The sequence below is a fragment of the Leptospira yasudae genome (assembly GCF_003545925.1).
Taxonomy (GTDB): Bacteria; Spirochaetota; Leptospiria; order Leptospirales; family Leptospiraceae; genus Leptospira; species Leptospira yasudae.
Window position 1 is genome coordinate 75,529 of record NZ_QHCU01000003.1, and the last position, 17,097, is coordinate 92,625.

The 17,097-nt window shown below is 46.9% G+C and carries 14 protein-coding genes; 9 read left to right on the top strand and 5 right to left on the bottom strand.

Annotated features, from left to right (window positions below):
* Positions 1–25 precede the first annotated feature (25 nt).
* From lon to DLM76_RS09090, 5 genes are all read left to right on the top strand, one after another.
* Positions 26–2,572 carry an endopeptidase La gene (gene lon, locus DLM76_RS09070; protein WP_241548226.1) on the top strand — a complete coding sequence of 849 codons (2,547 nt, stop codon included), beginning with the start codon at positions 26–28 and terminating at the stop codon, positions 2,570–2,572.
* A gap of 46 nt (positions 2,573–2,618) precedes the next feature.
* Positions 2,619–3,743, top strand: coding sequence for a DegT/DnrJ/EryC1/StrS aminotransferase family protein (locus tag DLM76_RS09075; RefSeq protein WP_118965014.1), 1,125 nt, complete (start codon positions 2,619–2,621; stop codon positions 3,741–3,743).
* A gap of 245 nt (positions 3,744–3,988) precedes the next feature.
* Positions 3,989–4,471, top strand: a complete 483-nt coding sequence (locus tag DLM76_RS09080) for a Dps family protein (RefSeq protein ID WP_118957609.1) — start codon at positions 3,989–3,991, stop codon at positions 4,469–4,471.
* A 280-nt stretch (positions 4,472–4,751) separates the two neighbouring features.
* The gene (locus DLM76_RS09085; RefSeq protein ID WP_118957608.1) at positions 4,752–6,842 is read left to right on the top strand and encodes a methyl-accepting chemotaxis protein; all 2,091 of its coding nucleotides are present in this window, start codon (positions 4,752–4,754) and stop codon (positions 6,840–6,842) included.
* A 43-nt stretch (positions 6,843–6,885) separates the two neighbouring features.
* Positions 6,886–7,620 carry a phytanoyl-CoA dioxygenase family protein gene (locus DLM76_RS09090; protein WP_241548213.1) on the top strand — a complete coding sequence of 245 codons (735 nt, stop codon included), beginning with the start codon at positions 6,886–6,888 and terminating at the stop codon, positions 7,618–7,620.
* A 21-nt stretch (positions 7,621–7,641) separates the two neighbouring features.
* On the opposite strand, the gene amt is transcribed toward DLM76_RS09090, so the two are convergent.
* The 3 genes from amt to DLM76_RS09105 all read right to left on the bottom strand — a co-directional run bounded on the left by amt (position 7,642) and on the right by DLM76_RS09105 (position 12,239).
* Positions 7,642–10,002, bottom strand: a complete 2,361-nt coding sequence (amt, locus tag DLM76_RS09095; RefSeq protein ID WP_118957606.1) for an ammonium transporter — start codon at positions 10,000–10,002, stop codon at positions 7,642–7,644.
* 309 nt (positions 10,003–10,311) lie between these two features.
* On the bottom strand, positions 10,312–11,652 hold the full coding sequence (locus DLM76_RS09100; RefSeq protein WP_118965016.1) for a peptidoglycan recognition protein family protein: 1,341 nt from the start codon (positions 11,650–11,652) through the stop codon (positions 10,312–10,314).
* Positions 11,649–12,239 (bottom strand): hypothetical protein, encoded by a 591-nt coding sequence (locus tag DLM76_RS09105; RefSeq protein ID WP_118957604.1) that lies wholly within the window; start codon positions 12,237–12,239, stop codon positions 11,649–11,651. Before DLM76_RS09105 ends, DLM76_RS09100 begins: the two co-directional genes overlap by 4 nt.
* Before the next feature lie 110 nt (positions 12,240–12,349).
* On the opposite strand from DLM76_RS09105, the gene DLM76_RS21705 reads away from it, so the two are divergent.
* Entirely contained in the window at positions 12,350–12,514 is a 165-nt protein-coding gene (locus DLM76_RS21705) for an iron-containing alcohol dehydrogenase (protein ID WP_147455786.1), read from the top strand.
* On the opposite strand, the gene DLM76_RS09110 is transcribed toward DLM76_RS21705, so the two are convergent.
* A complete protein-coding gene (locus DLM76_RS09110; protein WP_118965017.1) occupies positions 12,511–13,116 on the bottom strand; it encodes an LA_3696 family protein in 606 nt (201 codons plus the stop codon). The genes DLM76_RS21705 and DLM76_RS09110 overlap by 4 nt on opposite strands.
* A 149-nt stretch (positions 13,117–13,265) precedes the next feature.
* A complete protein-coding gene (locus DLM76_RS09115; protein WP_118965018.1) occupies positions 13,266–14,081 on the bottom strand; it encodes a tetratricopeptide repeat protein in 816 nt (271 codons plus the stop codon).
* 34 nt (positions 14,082–14,115) lie between these two features.
* Here DLM76_RS09115 and ribH point away from each other — a divergent pair, with 34 nt between their 5' ends.
* From ribH to DLM76_RS09130, 3 genes are read left to right on the top strand one after another with little or no spacing between them, the layout of a single operon-like run.
* Positions 14,116–14,577 carry a 6,7-dimethyl-8-ribityllumazine synthase gene (ribH, locus tag DLM76_RS09120; protein ID WP_118957600.1) on the top strand — a complete coding sequence of 154 codons (462 nt, stop codon included), beginning with the start codon at positions 14,116–14,118 and terminating at the stop codon, positions 14,575–14,577.
* Positions 14,578–14,994, top strand: a complete 417-nt coding sequence (gene nusB, locus DLM76_RS09125; protein WP_118957599.1) for a transcription antitermination factor NusB — start codon at positions 14,578–14,580, stop codon at positions 14,992–14,994.
* Positions 14,987–17,053, top strand: a complete 2,067-nt coding sequence (locus DLM76_RS09130) for a tetratricopeptide repeat protein (RefSeq protein ID WP_118957598.1) — start codon at positions 14,987–14,989, stop codon at positions 17,051–17,053. The genes nusB and DLM76_RS09130 overlap by 8 nt, the downstream gene beginning before the upstream one ends.
* Positions 17,054–17,097 lie beyond the last annotated feature (44 nt).

Sequence of the window (17,097 nt, forward strand, 5' to 3'; positions counted from 1 at the left end):
GGAACCATTAGAGGATTTGTCGGGAATGGAAGAGAATCCGATCATTCCGTTGGACTCGATTCTTCCCCCGGAACTGTTTTTAATTCCGATCAAGTCCCGACCCGTATTTCCGGGCATCATTACGCCGTTGATCGTTCCGAGCGGAAAGTTTGCAAGAGCGGTCGAAGAATCCATCAAAGGTAATTCGTTTCTCGGTCTCGTTCTTTTAAAGGATGAGGAGAATGAAAAAGAAACTTCCGAAAACATCTATCAATACGGCGTAGTCGCCAAAATATTAAAAAAAGTGAATTTACCGGACGGTGCGGTCAATATTCTGATCAACACGGTTCGCCGTTTTAAAATCGCGTCTTATACAAGTATCGATCCGTTGCTCTCCAAGGTTTCTTATCCCGAGGAAGAACCGGGCGCGCCTAAGAATACGATCAAAGCGATGATGAGAACCCTTCTCGTCATGACCCGCGAACTCGCGCAGAACAACCCTCTCTTCACCGAAGAGATGAAACTCACCATGCTCAACGTAAACGAGCCGGGAAAGATGGCCGATTTCGTATGTTCCATTCTCAATCTCGAAAAGGAAGAATATCAATCCGTCATCGAGTCCAACGTTCTTAAAGAGAGAATCGAAAAGGTTCTTCTGTTCTTAAAAAAAGAAATCGAACTCGTATCGATCCAAAGGGAAATCTCCGATCAGATTCAGGACAAGATCGACAAACAACAAAGACAGTTCTTCTTAAGAGAGCAACTCAAGGCGATTCAAAACGAACTCGGAATCAAGGACGACAAGTTCGAAAAGAAATACGAAAAATTTCTCGAACGTCTTAAATCCATCGGCGCCGACCCGGAAGTGATCGAAGAAGTCACGAGGGAACTCGATAAGTTTTCGTATGCCGATCCGAACACGGGCGATTACAACGTGATTCGAAACTATTTGGACATTCTCGAGTCTTTACCTTGGGAACCCGCAGCCCATCGGGAGATCGATCTCGACAAAGCCAAACGAACTCTCGATCGAGATCACTACAAACTCGAGGACGTTAAGGATCGAATTTTGGAATTTCTCGCCGTGAAAAAACTCAAGAGCGACGAGAAGGGAACGATTCTTCTTTTAGTCGGACCGCCCGGAGTAGGAAAAACGTCCATTGCAAAGTCCATCGCGGAGGCGATGGGAAGAAAGTTCTTCCGTTTTTCCGTGGGGGGAATGCGGGACGAGGCCGAAATCAAAGGACATAGACGGACTTATATCGGATCGATGCCGGGAAAAATCATTTCGGCGCTTCGCATAACAAAAGAGAAGGACTGCGTGATTCTTCTCGACGAGATCGACAAACTCGCCGTGGGAATCCAAGGCGATCCTGCCTCCGCGCTGCTCGAAGTTTTGGATCCGGAGCAGAACAAAAATTTCCGGGATCATTATCTGGATCTTCCATTCGATATTTCGAATGTATTTTTTATCGCGACCGCGAACACGTTGGATTCGATCTCCAGAATTCTTCTCGATCGGATGGAGATCATCAATCTTTCCGGATATATCACGGATGAAAAGGTTCAGATCTTTCAGAAATATCTTTGGAAAAAAGTTCTCCAGAAAAACGGAGTCGCGCCGTACGGAATCGAATTCGATAAGAAGGCAGTCGTCGCGCTGATCGATTCGTATTCGAGGGAATCCGGCGTACGCGGATTGGAAAAGGTCACGGACAAGCTCGTACGTAAGATCGCGATGAAGATCGTACGAAAGGAATCTTTCCCCAAAGTCATTCGGGAAAAGGATCTCGAAACCTTTTTGGGAGTTCCGAAGTTTACGGACGAACGAATGGTTCGCGCGACCGTTCCCGGCACCGCCCTGGGGCTCGCGTGGACGTCGGTGGGAGGAGCGACTCTCTTGATCGAAGCTCTTTTCGTAAAAGGAAAGGGAGGAATTCTTTTAACCGGAATGATCGGTAAAACGATGGAAGAATCCTCGAGCATCGCCCTCAGCTATATTAAGAATTTCTTACATAACGACGATTTGTTCTCGGACAAGATGATTCATCTTCACGTTCCCGACGGAGCGACTCCGAAGGACGGACCGTCGGCGGGAATCACGATGGCGACCGCGATTCTTTCTCTTGCCTTGAATACGAGGATCAAAGCGGGTTACGGGATGACGGGCGAGCTGACCCTAACGGGGGAAGTCCTCGCGATCGGAGGGCTTCGCGAAAAGATCGTAGCCGCCAAACGCGTGGGGATCCATAAGATCATCTATCCCAAGGACAATCTGCAGCATCTCGAAGAGATCCCCGATTACGTGAAAAAGGGGATGACCTTTTTTCCGGTGAGTCGTTACGAAGAAGTCGCCGCATTGATGTTCGACGAGAAGCTCCTCTTGAAAGCGGATCCTTCGTTTCGGACGAGACTCGACGCTTCGGATGAAAATGCAGGCAAAGCGGCAACCAAAAAAAACTCCGTAAAAAAGGGTGCGTCGAATCGGAAGGCCGCAGCCAATAAGAAGACCTCGACTTATTCCGCGAATCTGAAAAATTCATCGGCAAAAAAGAAAGTCCCTTCGAAAACGGCTGCGAAAAAGAAGAAGTAGTATTTTAGAATATTCTTACGTATAAAATTAAAAACAGGAGAGCCGAATGGGCGTTCCATTTATCGATATCAAAAGGTTTGAACCGGGACTACTGGAAGAATGGGAAGAAAAAGTAAAAATTCTCAGTAAAAACGCAAGTTTTATCGGAGGAGAAGAAGTTTCCCTCCTGGAAAAAAATCTCGCCGCTCAGGCGGAAACGAAATATTCCGTAGCATGCGCGAACGGAACGGACGCGCTTCAGCTCGCATTACGTGCGTTAGGCGTGGGAAAGGGAGACGCGGTGCTTCTTCCCGATTCCACTTTTTGGGCGACTTTCGAGGCCGTAGTAAACGTAGGGGCCGATCCTTATACGGTCGATACCGATCCGGAAGACCTGCAGATGGACTTCGCCGAATTCGAAAAGGCAGTGGACAAAGTAAAACCGAAAGCCGCTATGATCGTTCATCTATACGGATGGGGATCTTCCCGTATCGAAGACTTCCGTAAACTCTGCAAGTCCAAAGGGATTCCGCTTTTGGAAGACGGAGCTCAGTGTTACGGAGTGAAATACAAAGGCGCATCGATCTACAAGGACGCGCTGATCAGCACGACTTCCTTTTATCCTGCAAAAGTATTGGGCGGAGCGGGAGACGGCGGCGCCGTATTTACGAACGACGAAGAACTCGCAAACAAAGTAAGAATGCTTTCCAATCACGGAAGAATTTCGCATTACGCGTACGGAGACGTGGGTTGGAATTCCAGACTCGATACGCTGCAGGCTGCGTTTTTGAACATCAATCTGAAACATCTCGACGCGAGAATCGTTTCAAGAAGAAAGGCCGCACAAAAATATTATGAAGTACTCCCAAGCCTCGGAATCCAAGTGATTCATCCGCCTAAGGATTACGAAGAGAACGGATATTGCAACGTGACCCTTTCCACACCGGAAGAACGTCCTCATATTCAGGATGTGCTGAAGGAAAAGGGAATCGGATTCGGAAATATCTATCCGGGAGCGATGAGCGATCAGCCCGGAGCAAAGCCGTATATCAAAGGAAAGTTCGGTGATAAACATACGACGGGGAGAATCTGCGCTTCCGTTCTCAATTATCCACTGTTTCCGTACATGAAGGACGAGGAATTGGAAGAGGTTTTCGCGGCGATTCGCGCTTACAACTCCAAGAAAAAATAATTCCAGCCTTAAGGAGTGGAAAATCTTCCACTCCTTTTTTCTAATATAACAATCTGTCCTGAAATCGAACCGGGTTCTTGCTACTCGATTTTTTAATAAAGTAAAATTAAATTTTCCGATATGCTCGTTAATTGAGATACTAATCTTACGTTCTTTACGATAAAGGAACTTGGTTTTGAACGGCCTTGCAAGTTTTTTCTTGTCGTTTTACGGGTACAGTCTAAAATGAAACGGGGGATCTGAATATGAACGACATAGATATAGGAATTTCCGAAAAAAACAGAGAAACGATCAATACCGGGTTGCAAAAATTATTAGCCGATACGTACATTCTGTATTTTAAAACGCATAGCTATCATTGGAATGTAACCGGTCCGTTATTCAATACGCTGCATCTCATGTTTCAAACGCAGTACAACGAACTTTGGCTGTCGATCGATCTGATCGCGGAACGAATTCGTTCGCTCGGATTTTACGCTCCTAGCTCTTCGCATCAACTCGGCAAATTGACTTCGATTCATGAGGAAGGCGGAGTTCCCCACGCGGAAGATATGATCCGTCATCTTGTCGCAGGACACGAAACGGTGATCAGAACGGCTCGCGCACTCTTACCTGCGGCCGATGCGGGAGGAGACGAAGTGACTTTGGATCTGTTGACACAAAGACTCGAGGTTCATGAAAAAACGGCTTGGATGCTGCGAAGCATGTTGGTCGTAGATAACGCCTAAATTTTAAACCGAATTCCCTTCGGGAATCGAAAATCCCGAAACGAGAATTCGAACGATGGCAAGCGGGCGTCTTCTCACTGCGTGAGAACCGCGCTTGCTCCGCGCTGCGGTCCTTTCTCGCTCTGCTCGAAACGACTGCTTCGCACGCTCCGCATCGCTGACGCGGGCTCCCTGCCGACAAGACTCTTCTTTCTTCCGTTTTTATAAAACGCGAAGCAATAAATTCTTGAAAAAACTCTTCCAATCCCATTAAGTCTTCTCCTCCAAGGAATCGAAGCCCGTGATCCAAAAAATATACAATCTTTCCCTTATCAAAAAATTGATCCTCGTCATTCTTCCGACCCTAGTTCCGCTCTTGCTCGCGAGCTTTTTCTTCTTAAAGGAGTTTATGGACAAAAGCGAATTTACCAGACGAGAGGTGGGGGGAATCGATTTCTTCTTCGGAGCGATCGAACTCTATTCCAAATTCGTGGATCGCAGGAAGGATTTTTATTATGTGATGAAAGGGAAGTCTTCCGTAGAGGCTTTGAAGAAAAGCAATCAAGCGGTGGAAGACGCTCTTGCCAAACTCGAGGAATTGGAAAAGGAGATCGGGTTTATGAAACGTTCTCCCGAATATCTGGCTTCCATGCGAAAGGAATGGAAAATACTTCCGAAAATCCCCGATTCGTCCCTGACGATCGATGGAGTGATCCAGGCCCACGACCCGTTCTTTAAACTTCTGATGGAGTATCAGGATTACGTGGCTCAGGATTCCAATCTGATTCTCGATTCCTATCCGGAAACGTTCTACGTACTTTCCGTAAATATATTATATATTCCGAATATAATCAGCGACCTGGCTCTGATTCGGGGAACAGGGTATCAGCTTTTGGAAAACGAAAATCCGAATTTTCTTTCCAAGGAGGCGATCCAAATCTTCAATAAGATTCATCATATCGAAAGCAATCAAAAGGAAGTCACGGCGTTGCTCGAACGATCGGTCGGGCAAAACGGAGTGATCAAGGAAAAATTCGAAGAACGAATCCGCAATCTCGACAAACACGTAAAGGAAAACTTGGATCAATGCAAAAAGACGTTTTCCGGTCAATCTCCCGAAACCGCGGACGCGTTCTTAAAACGAATGCTCGTCTTTGTCGAGGAATACAAGGTTTTGGAAAGGGATCTTTTATCGACGACTCAGGTTCTTTTGGAGGAACGATTGAAGGCCGATCGATTCCGGATCGTCGCCGCGATTTCCGGTCTTTTGATTCTTCTGCTCGTCACGACTTTGTTCTGTTTCGTCGTTATCCGTTCTATCATCGATCCCGTTCATAAGATCACTCTCGGATTAAAGCAGGCTATGGGAGAAAGGGATCTGACGTTGCGGATCGACGCGGTCTACGACAACGAGATCGGTGAAATCACCGTGACCGCGAACGAATTCCTGCGTTATCTTTCCGAGTTGTTTCAAACCCTTTCGCGGATGGCGCGCAATTCCAATCAAATCGTAAACCAACTAACGGAGTCCATACGAAGTCTCAATCAGTCGGCGCAGTCCCAAGCTGCGGGAACCGAACAATCCTCCGCCGCTCTCGAAGAGATCGCCGCTTCTTTGCAGAACGTTCTTCAATCCGTGGAAGGAGAGGCGCGGGACGCGCAGGATTTAAAGATTCGATCGGGTGAACTTAAGAGCTCTATGGGACTCGCGGGTGAAAAACTCGTCAGTCTCAGCGATTCCGTTCGTCGAACCGCTACGGCCGCAGTGGAAGGAAAGGAAACGATTCTTCAGGCGACCAAAGCCATCGATGAAATCCGTGAAATGGCAAAGCAGATCAATTCGATCACTACGTTGATTACTGGAATTTCCGATCAAACGAATTTATTATCGTTGAACGCCGCGATCGAAGCAGCTCGCGCGGGAGAGGCGGGACGCGGATTTGCGGTCGTCGCGGAGGAGATTTCGAAACTTGCGGATCGTTCCGTTTCCAGCGTACGCGATATCGAACGACTCGTTTCGAACACGCACGAAGCGGTCAACAAAGGATCGAATAACGTCAATTTTGTGGTGACCTTTCTTTTGGATTTGATCGAAAACACGAATCGATATCAGGAAGAAGTGGTGGGTCTCGTCAATAACGTCAAAGAAAACACGAATCGAGTCGATCAAATCACCGATACGATCGGAAAAGTTTCCGCGGAATCCCTGCAGATCGAAACGGCAACGAAGGAGCAAAAACTTTCCACGGATCAGATCGCGGACACGATTCAATTGATCACCACTGAGTCGCAATCGATCGCGTCCAATTCGGACGAGGTGTCCAGAGTCGCGGAAAAGATTCAACACCAAGCCAACGAATTGGATTCCATTCTTTCCCAGTTCAAGTTTTGACGATTTTACTTTACGAACAGCGCGCAATTCTCAGAATGAAATCGTGTCTTTCGAATCGGAATCGTTTGCGAAAAACGGCTTTTATTTATTTAAGAATTTTTTTCCTCCTTCCGAACGGGAACCGATCGCGGAAATCGTATCGGAGGCGGATCGTCGTTGGAGGGAAGAATTCGATTTTCCTCAAAACGTAAACAGCGCGTACTTAACTCGAAAGAAATTCCTGCCCGAGGACAAAAAAAGGAACCTCTTATTCCGATTCATCGAGCAGGAAAAACTCGTATCCATCGCAAAAACATTCAGCAATTCTAAAGTATATTTTTTGAATACGCAGTTGTTCTTCAATCCGAAGGACGCAGCTAAAAGACCGTATTGGCACCGGGACGTCCAATACCTCGGAGTAGACGAGGAAACTCAAAAAGAAATCCTACAAAGGGATGTCGTTTATCATTTTCGAATTCCGTTTGCGGAAGATCCCGGAATCGAAGTGATTCCTGGTTCGCACAAACGGTGGGATACGGATTTGGAAAGAAAAGTCCGGCTGGAGACGGACGGACATAAAAATTACGAAGAACTTCCGGATTCGGTAAGGATTCCGCATTCTCCGGGAGATTTACTCGTGTTTTCGGCGCATCTGATTCACCGCGGAACTTATTGTCTCAAGCGGAGTTCGTTCGATATTCTTTATACGAGTTTTCCGAGTAAACGTTCCGAACTTGTCTATGCGGATTATTTTCCCGAGGTCGTGATTCCGAATTCTATTTTTGAAACTGCACCGTAATCGTGCGTTACGGAACTGCGGTCAGCCCGGGATTAAATCCTGGGACACGTCCTTTTCGACGCGGAAGTTTCGAACAAGAGAGTTGAGAATTCCCGCGAGTTGTTTTAAAAATTCTCCTGTGGCGGACAATTCTTCCGATTGCGCCGAAATTTCATGAAACGCTCCGTTGATGAACTCGACGGATTGATACAAGCCTCCGATTTCCGAGGAACGTTCCCCGATGTTCGACATGATGACTTCGCTCTGAGCCGCGATCGACGAGTTGAGCCGATCCAGATCCCCGATCAGATCGGAATAACGGGAACTGCTTTCGCGAATTGTAATATTCGTATGTGCTAATGTTCTGAATTCTTCCGTTAGGTTTTTGAAAAAATCCACCGTGTTGCCGACCGTCGCCTTTCCCCTGAAAACTGCGGTTTGGATTTCTCCGAGGATCTCGGCGGCTTTTTTCGTGCTTTCCTGCGTGCCGGAAGCGAGTTTGTTGATTTCCTCCGCGACGACTCCGAACCCCTTCCCCGAGGTTCCGGAACGAGCCGCTTCGATCGATGCGTTGATCGAAAGCATTCCGAGTTTTGCGGATATGTCGTTGAGAAGTTTGACGAGGCCTTCCACTTTTTTTGCCGAAGTTCCGATGTCGTTGATATCGGATTCGAGATGGTTGAGTTCCCTTCTGCTGAGATCGATCGTTTTGACCGAGGCTTCCGATCTTTCGGAACTCGCTTTCAAATCGGAATCGAACTTTCTAAATCCGTAAACGAGTTCGTTTAACAATTCCTTTGCGTTTTTCTCGATTTCCTTTTGTTCCGTCGCCGAAGTGGAGATCCTTTGAAAGGATTCTCGGAACGAATCGAAAATGGATGTGACTTCCTCCAGGCTCGCGGCTTGTTGCTGGATTCCATGGCTCATGTGTCCCCATGCGGAGGAGATTTCGGAAGCGGAATTTTCGAGCTCCCCGGATTTTTCCTTAATCGTATAGATCATCTTTCCGAGATTGTTGAGATATTGGTTCATCAAATACGCGATGGCTCCGGCTTCGGTTCCCGCATCCACGTGGATTTTTTTCGTGAGGTCGCCTCCGCCTTTGGACAAATCCTTGAGCGAATGGATGAGATCGATCCAGCTCGAACCGGCTCCGTGTTCGGCTACGTTCAAACCTTTATCTTCGTATTCTTCCTTTACGCGGATTCCCATGGAGATTTTCAAGATCCAGAAAAGAATCAACCCTAGTCCGAAGGCCCAAGCGGCGCAGGTAATTACTCCGATCAACTGCGGGATTATTTGAATATTAGGATTTTTTGATATAACGGGAAGCAATAAGGTTCCTATGATTCCGCAGACTCCGTGAACGGGAAACGCCCCGACCACGTCGTCGAGACGGAACACTTTTTCCAAAATCCAAGAAGTCAATACCACGGAACTTCCAGCGATTCCTCCGATAAGAAGCGCGCCCGAAGGCGCAATTTCGTGACAACCCGCCGTGACCGCAACAAGTCCGCCGAGAACGCCGTTCATACAATCTTCCACGGACGCGATCTTATAAAAGAGCCAGGAAACGCTGATGGCGACGATGCCTCCCGCGCTTCCGGCAAGGCTTGTGTTGAGAATGATCAGAGGAACTTGTTCCGTAAATGAAAGCGCGCTTCCTCCGTTGAATCCGAACCAGCCGAACCAAAGGATAAAAACCCCTAAAACCGAAAACGTAAGATTGTGTCCTTGGATTTTGCGCGGTGTTCCGTCTTCCTTGAACTTGTCCTTTCTCGCTCCGAGAAGGATGATTCCCGCCAAGGAAATCCAGCCGCCTAACGAGTGTACGACGGTAGAACCGGCAAAGTCCACGAATCCGATTTGTGCAATCCATCCTCCGCCCCAGGTCCAATGGCCGAAAATCGGATAGATTACGGCGGACACGACGATGGAAACGACTAAATATGCAGAAAATTTAATACGTTCCGCAACCGCACCGGAAACGATCGTGGCGGCGGTTCCCATAAACGCGACTTGAAATAAAAAGAATGCGAATTCTTTTCCGGAAACGAGACCTTCCAGAAAAAATAGGTTCGTTCCGAAACGGCCCTGTTCCGAAATCCCGAACATCAATCCGAAACCGACGCAGAAAAATACGATTGTTCCGACGATATAATCCATTAAGTTTTTGACAGCGACGTTGATCGTGTTTTTGAGCCGTGAAAGTCCCGTTTCAAGCATCAGAAAACCCGCCTGCATAAAGAAAACTAACGCGGCACAGACGATGATCCAAAGCGGGTCCACCGATTTTGCGAGTTCCTGCGCGGGAGAATCGGCGAACAGCGGTAGGTCGATTCCTAAAAAGAGAGTTAAGACGATGCGAATCGTCCGGTAATAATTTTTGAAGAGTTTTTTCATATCGTTCTAACTGGATCGAGAAATTTCAAATTCGAACGTCTTCTGTATCTATTTCGGCCGATCGAAATCAATGGGGATAGTATGGAAAGAATCTCAAAGGATTGTGGGATCAATGATTTATTCTGAAACGGTAAAAAAATTTATTCTTTGCGAATTGAAGAGAAGAATCGTTTCGTTTTCGTTAGGCGTCGCCGTATCAATTCATAGTACAGCAGTAAGGCGAATTATAAAATGTAACTACTTGTTGAAAAATTCGTTCCTTGTTTGAAAGGAAACACACAAAGAATGTTTTTAAAATGGCAAAACGGTTTACGGCTGAAAAGAAGTGAATAAGAGAATCCAGTCGTTGCTCTGTCTTTCGAACCAGTTTTCTTCCGAATAAAACGTTCCACCGACTTGCTCGATCACCGCTTTCATATAAGGTTCGCCGGGATCAAAGTCTTTTCCGTCGAGATGGATCGAGCCGCCCCATTTCTTCTTCGCTTGCGTATGGGAATATACGCCGCGCAATGATTCCACTCTTTCGTTGTTGAGAGGGATCTTGTACTTTTCGGATAATTCCTTAACCAAGCGCGCGACCGCTTTGGTTTGTTCGCGATTGGCAAGAAGCATGTCTGTGTCCTTGCCCACGATCTCCACTTGAAAACAATTCGCGTTCGTTCCCGTCGCGGCTGCTGCCGTATCCAGAATGGAATCCAGAAGTTGATAGACCTTTCCGTCCTGATCGGCGAGAAAGGTCGCGGATAGATTCCGTTTTTCTAATACTTCCAATGTCCTTTGATAATCGGGGATCGCGGTGTAATGAAGAACGATGCACTCCGGACGGATCGTGCCTCTGTGGTTGTAACGAAGTCTTTTTTCTTCGGGAGCTTTTCCGTCCGAAGTTTTTTCGATCGAACCGAGCTCGATCGACGGGGCGGGGGTAGTCCCTCTTCCGCGGGTGTATGTCTGTATGATTTTTTTGCCGGAAGAATCCACGAACTTCTCTTTTCGTAAAACCCAACCCGGAATAAATCGATCCTTCCATTCGGTTTCAGGAAAGAATTTCCCCTGCGTTTTTGCGAGAAGCGCGGACAAAACCTTTTCACTGCCGCATTCTCCCGTATCCAAAAATCTGCCGAACTTCTTTTTGCTTTGCGTATGCGTGAAGATTCCTTTGCCCGAAGCGATGTCGTGGTTGTTTAGAGGAATGGAATATTCTTTCGCTAAACCTCCGATCAATTCGGATAACGCGTTGAGTTGGGATTCGTTTTTGAGGATTGCCTCGTTTGCACCTTCCCAAGAAACATGAATCGTAGTTTCGTCCATGCCCGGCGCGGCTCTGTAAAGAATTTTGGAAGGATCTTCGACTCCGTAGACGCTTCCGTTTTCCAGGACGAGAAAGTGAACCATCCAGCCGGAGCTTTTGCTTTTTTCCAAATATTCTTCCGCTTTGAGTCCGTTGGTGTGATGGAGAAGAATCGATTTTACCCGGAAGGACCAGCGTTTTTTGCCGATAGTCTCCAAGGATTCTTTGCTTAATCCCAGCGTGAAAAGCGGAAGAATTTTGCTCGGCTGCGGTTGTGCGGAAGCTTCCTGTTGTGTCGCAGGAGAAGCACATTGAAGAACGAATATCAAAAATAAGAACGGAGTAACGAGTGCAGTTTTCATAAACCGGAAACCTTGTCTCGGAGTCGAGTGAGATCCTCTCTGAGTTTTTCGAGAGTTCTGGATAATTTACGATGACGATTGATTAAATCCGAATATTCGGAAATTCTAAAATTCTTCGCTTTTTTCTTTTTGTCCTCTTTTTCTTCGGGCGCCAGCGGAATTTCGCGGAATATGTCCGAACAAGAATCGAATTCCTGAGTCAGTTTTTTGTATTCCGCCGAACACGCGGAAAAGAACTCGGGGGAAAGATTAGGCCTGGAGGATTCGATCTGTTTTTCGAGCGCGTCCTTTGCGGTCTTTAAAAAGGAGAATAAGGATTGGTTGTCCTGAACGACTTCGTTTAACGATTCTTGCAGATGGATTTCCGTTTTGCTTTTGGAATGATGGATTCCCTTCTTCGCTTTGAAATAAATCAGATAGATCAGAACGACGGATACGATAAAAATTACGAAGAAAAGAAAGAAGGTCCTCTTTTCGTAGATCCACTCCAGGGTTTCCCACTGAAATAGATCCGGCGCGTAAGCCGCCGTTGCCAAGCCGGCCAGAACAAGAAAGGTCGTGGAATAAAAGAAAACGCGGAAAGCCATTCGATTTCATGACAGATTCTCCGGCGTCGATTGTCAAGGAACCTTCTTTCGGAAAGAAAACGTTCTCGTTAATTTAAGATCGTCCCCCGGCCGATCCGATATAAAAAGGGATGGAAGAACCCACTCCAAAACCTCTTTCCGGTTCCGGCAAGGTCGTAAATTTCGGACTTTATAAGATCAAAAAAGCCCTGCGTGAAGAAGGCTTCGAGGTCGTGGAAAAACCGGACGGGAAAATCTCCCTCGTGATCCGGGTCGGCAAGGAAAAACAACGTTAGAACATTTTTGCAACGGCCAATAGAAAACTTCCAATTCCAAGCATCCCCGCTAAAATCCAACGAGTTTGAATCGCGATCGTTTTATGAAGATCAGCGATATCGCCTTTCACTTCGGTTTTGAAAGAGCTGATATCTAAGCGGATTTGATTCAGTTCGATTTTTGTTTCGAAACGGTGATCATTGAGGTTGCTTCGTATTTCGTCTTTGAACGCGTGTATCTCGGTTCGCACAGCTTCTTTGAACAGATTGAACTCAATTCGCATCGTTTCTTTGAACCGATCCAATTCGGCTCTCATGCTAAAACGAAATTGATAATTGGATTCGTTGACCTCTTTTCGAAAGTCGGCAAATTCTTCCTTGAGCTCATTTTTCCAGAGAGCAAGTTCGTTCTTCAAGGAAAGATGATCCTCTTTGAGTCTTCCTTCAAATCGATCGGATGCATGAGTCAGCATATTACCTCGGAATTTTGTTAGAGTAGAATTCAGAAACGTTACGAATTGATCCGTGCCGTCGACCCCCAGGATTTCTTCCAACTTATCCGGAATCGAATGAACCCAGAGCACGTCAAAATTTTCGTTCTCGTCCTGGTAGTTAGCAAGCATTTTTTTGTCCTCCGTCGAAATCGGTTCTTGGAGGAGGCTGTTCGGGACGATTTTTTGAATGAAAAATTTAGTTGTTATTCAAAAAAATTCTAATTTAGAAAATTCTTAAATAGTTTTAAAAACAAAGAATCGGTATTTGAAAATCGATTTTACATCGCGTCCGGATCGGAGTCCGGAAGTTCCACTTCTTCTTCTCGTTTGGGTTCCGGTTTTAAAAACTCACCGCATTTTTCCGTAAGCTTTTCGTGGATCTTCCATTTGTCCCCTGCGAGAGGCATCACTCGGAGATACAATCGATAATTTCGAATCGATCCTCTGCAATAACCGCCCTTCAAATACAATTGACCGAGAAGCTTTCTTGCTGCGGGATGCGCTGGTTCCATTTCGATGACTTGATTGGCGAGACGTACGGCGCGGTCCGGATTGTTGGACGCAAGCTTTCTCGCTTCTTCCCAAGCGGGAATCGTTTCCTTTTCGTATTTTCGATAAAGGTCCGTGTTGCCCATTTGGAATAAACGGAAGATGATCGCGTCTTCTTTTCCGTTCTGACAAATTCCGTACCAAATATCCTCTTCCCGTTCGGTGATTCGATTGGCTCGGATTCCCGCAAGTTTGGAACCGTCGATACAACCCGTGGCTTCGAATAAATCCTTCATCGCTTGCGGAGAAGTCGCCAAGATTCTTCTCGCCCTGTTTTCAAACGTTGCGATCTCGTCTTCAGGCAAAGAATCCTCAGGGTTGGGAAGATCCTGCAAACCCGACAACACCCGGAGTTTGATGTTGGATTCCAAAACCCATTCCGGTAAATTGAGGGATTTTAAAAACAGATCTTCTTTCGGAAACCATCTGCGATAAACCGAACAGTCGACCAGAGTGAGAATCAAACTAAGAATGAATGCAAAACGCAGATAAGGGGAGAAAAACGATCCTGAGAGGACTTTTTGATTTGCCACAATAGGTAACATGTGATTTCTCAACAATAGAATCAATCAGGAATCTATGATCCAAGAACTGAAAGCAGACCTCAACGGAAAGGGACAAAAACATTGCGTAATCGTCTCCCGCTTTAACGAATTTATCACCGAAAGCCTTTTGAAAGGGGCTCTCGAATCCTTCCGTATGCACGGAGTCAAGGAAGAAGACGTGACCGTGGTTCGAGTTCCCGGCGCGTATGAAATGCCGGTGGTCGTCGCAAAGGCGGCCGCTTCCAAAAAATACAATTCCATCATTTGTTTGGGCGCAGTGATCCGAGGCGCGACCGCTCACTTCGACTTTGTAGCGGGCGAATCCGCAAAGATCGGATCGATCGGAGTTCAATATTCCATTCCCGTCGTGTTCGGAGTTTTGACCACGGATACGATCGAACAAGCGATCGAAAGAGCGGGAACCAAGGCGGGGAACAAGGGCGCAGAAGCCGCCGCGACCGCCGTGGAAATGGTGAACCTGCTTTCCCTCCTTTAAATGTCAGCCAGACGCACATCCAGAGAAATCGCCGTCATGGCGCTTTACCAATTGGAACTAACGGGGCCTCCTCTCAAAGAGGTTCTCAAGTTCAAATGGTATGATAAAAAAACGGAACAAGAAGAAAGGGATTTCGCGGTTTCGATCGTAAATGGGGTTGTGAAAAATCAGGAACAGATCGATACTCTGATCAAGAAGTACTCCAAGAATTGGGACTTTTCCAGAATCAGCGTCGTGAACAAAGCGATTCTCCGGTTGTCCGTGTACGCGTTGTTGTACACCTGGGAAGTTCCGAAGAACGTTACGATCGACGAGGCAGTCGAGCTTACGAAGGAATTCGAAAGCGAAGAATCGGCCCGTTTCGTAAACGGAGTCTTAGACGCGATTCTCAAAAACGAAATCAAATCCGATGGATAAAGAAATCCGAAAAAACAGGTTGTTCTTAGAGGGAATGGAGGAGAAGGAACTTTATTTCCCGGAAGACAGAGAACCTGTTCGGATCCGCAGATCGTATAATAAACTTCTAATATTCTGGATTTCGATGGGAGCCCTCGTGCTGGGGGGACTCGGTTTTGCCGTTTACTATCAATTCTTCCGCGCTAAATCCCCCGAATCCGAATTTGCCGGCGCGTTCAATAAGGATCTCGTTCAGAATAAATCCGATATCAATCGCCTTTTGGAAAGACCGTATCTCCCGGACGGAAACGCGAACCCGCAGCTGACCAAGTGCATCAATCTTTATAAGGAACGTTTTACCAGACAGGCGTTCGACTATTGCAACGAGTTCCTCGATTCCACCGGAACGCAGGAAGAGAAGTCGATTGCATTGACGGTGTTAGGCGTCATTCACGACGAAAGCGGGCGTTATCCGCAGGCGATCGAGCGGCTGCAAAAAGCGGTTCAATACGATCCAAAGAATTTTTACGCATATTACAACCTGACCCTCGCTTATAAACACGCCGGAAGATTCGCCGACGCGAGAATGGCCGCGCTCAAAGCGAAGGAAATCGCTCCGAACGATCCGAGGGTTTCTCTTCTTGCGGGGAACTTGTTCAACGAGTTGAACGATCCCGATGCCGCGATCGACGCGTATAAGGAAGGTTTGTCCGCCGCACCCGACGACATGTATCTGACTTACAATCTCGCGGTCAGTTATTTTAAAAAAGGGGAGATTCCGCAAGCCGAGGAAGAATTTAAGAAAGTCGTATTAAAATCTCCTTCGGGAAGACTCGCTGCCTTATCGCATTCTTATCTGGGAAACATCGCGTATAACAAACAGGATTATCGCGCCGCGGAATATCATTTTCGTCAGGCGAGCAATCTTTCTCCGAACGAAGCGAAGTATCTCTACAACCTTGCGGTGGTTCTGCAAAAGAACGGAAACAAGGAAGAAGCGTTGAAATATCTCGAACTTGCGAGGGACGCGGGAGCGAACGATCCGGAAATTTATCGACTGATCGCGGAAGGATTCTCCAATTTGAATCAGGGAGAAATGTCCATCTCCGCGCTTCAGAAAAGTTTAAAATACAATCCGACCGACATCGATTCCCTCTTTCAACTCGCGGAAGCGTATTACAACAAAGGCGATCTTCTTTCCGCCGAAGAAACCTACAGAAGAATCGTATCTTCCACTCCGGGTGATAGTTTTACCGAAACGGCGCTCATCAACTTGGGAGTCGTGTTGGATCAGATGGAACGGTATTCCGAAGCGATCACCGCGCTGAACCGAGTCATCGAACTCAATCCGAAAAACGCAAAGGCGTATCATACATTAGGACTTGTTTATAAACATTCGGGCAACGGAACTCTTGCGATCGAAAACTGGAGAAAGTCCACGGCGATCGAACCGGAAAACGTTCAGAGCCGCGAAGCCCTAGGCGATTATCTTCTCGAGAATAAATTCTTCCGCGAGGCGGTGGAGGAATATACGGGAGTCGTGAAACACAAGAACGACGCCTACAAAGTTTATCTCAAGATGGCCGAAGCCTATATGGGAATGCAGGACGATTCGAACGCGGAAAAGATTCTTTTGAAAGTGCTGAACACTTCGAGGGACGGAGCGGATCTGAAGAACGCCCACAAAAAGCTCGCGTTGTTATACAACAAATCCAAGGATCCGGATTTAAAAAACCGCGCCAAGGACGAAGCATTCCGCTCGGCGCACATGGACCCGAACGATATGGAAGGGCGTTTGGTACTTGCAAAAATTCTAATAGACTCCAATTCGATTCTGGATCGCGAAAAGGCGATCGACGAATTGACGGCGATCGTGCGTTCGGACGTAAGACCGAAAACCGCCGCGACGGCTTACAACTATCTCGGAATCTGTTATTATAAAAACGGGGAATTCAAACGTGCGGTTCGCGCGTTTCAAAGCTCGATCGACTTGGATCCATCGTTGTCCGAGGCTTACGAAAACAAACGAGCCGCTTCCGCCGCTCTGGAAGAATCCACGCGCAGAGAGGGATTCTTCTGAAACTTTTTTCCGTAAGCGTTTTACTTGTATTCTTTCTCCTTTTT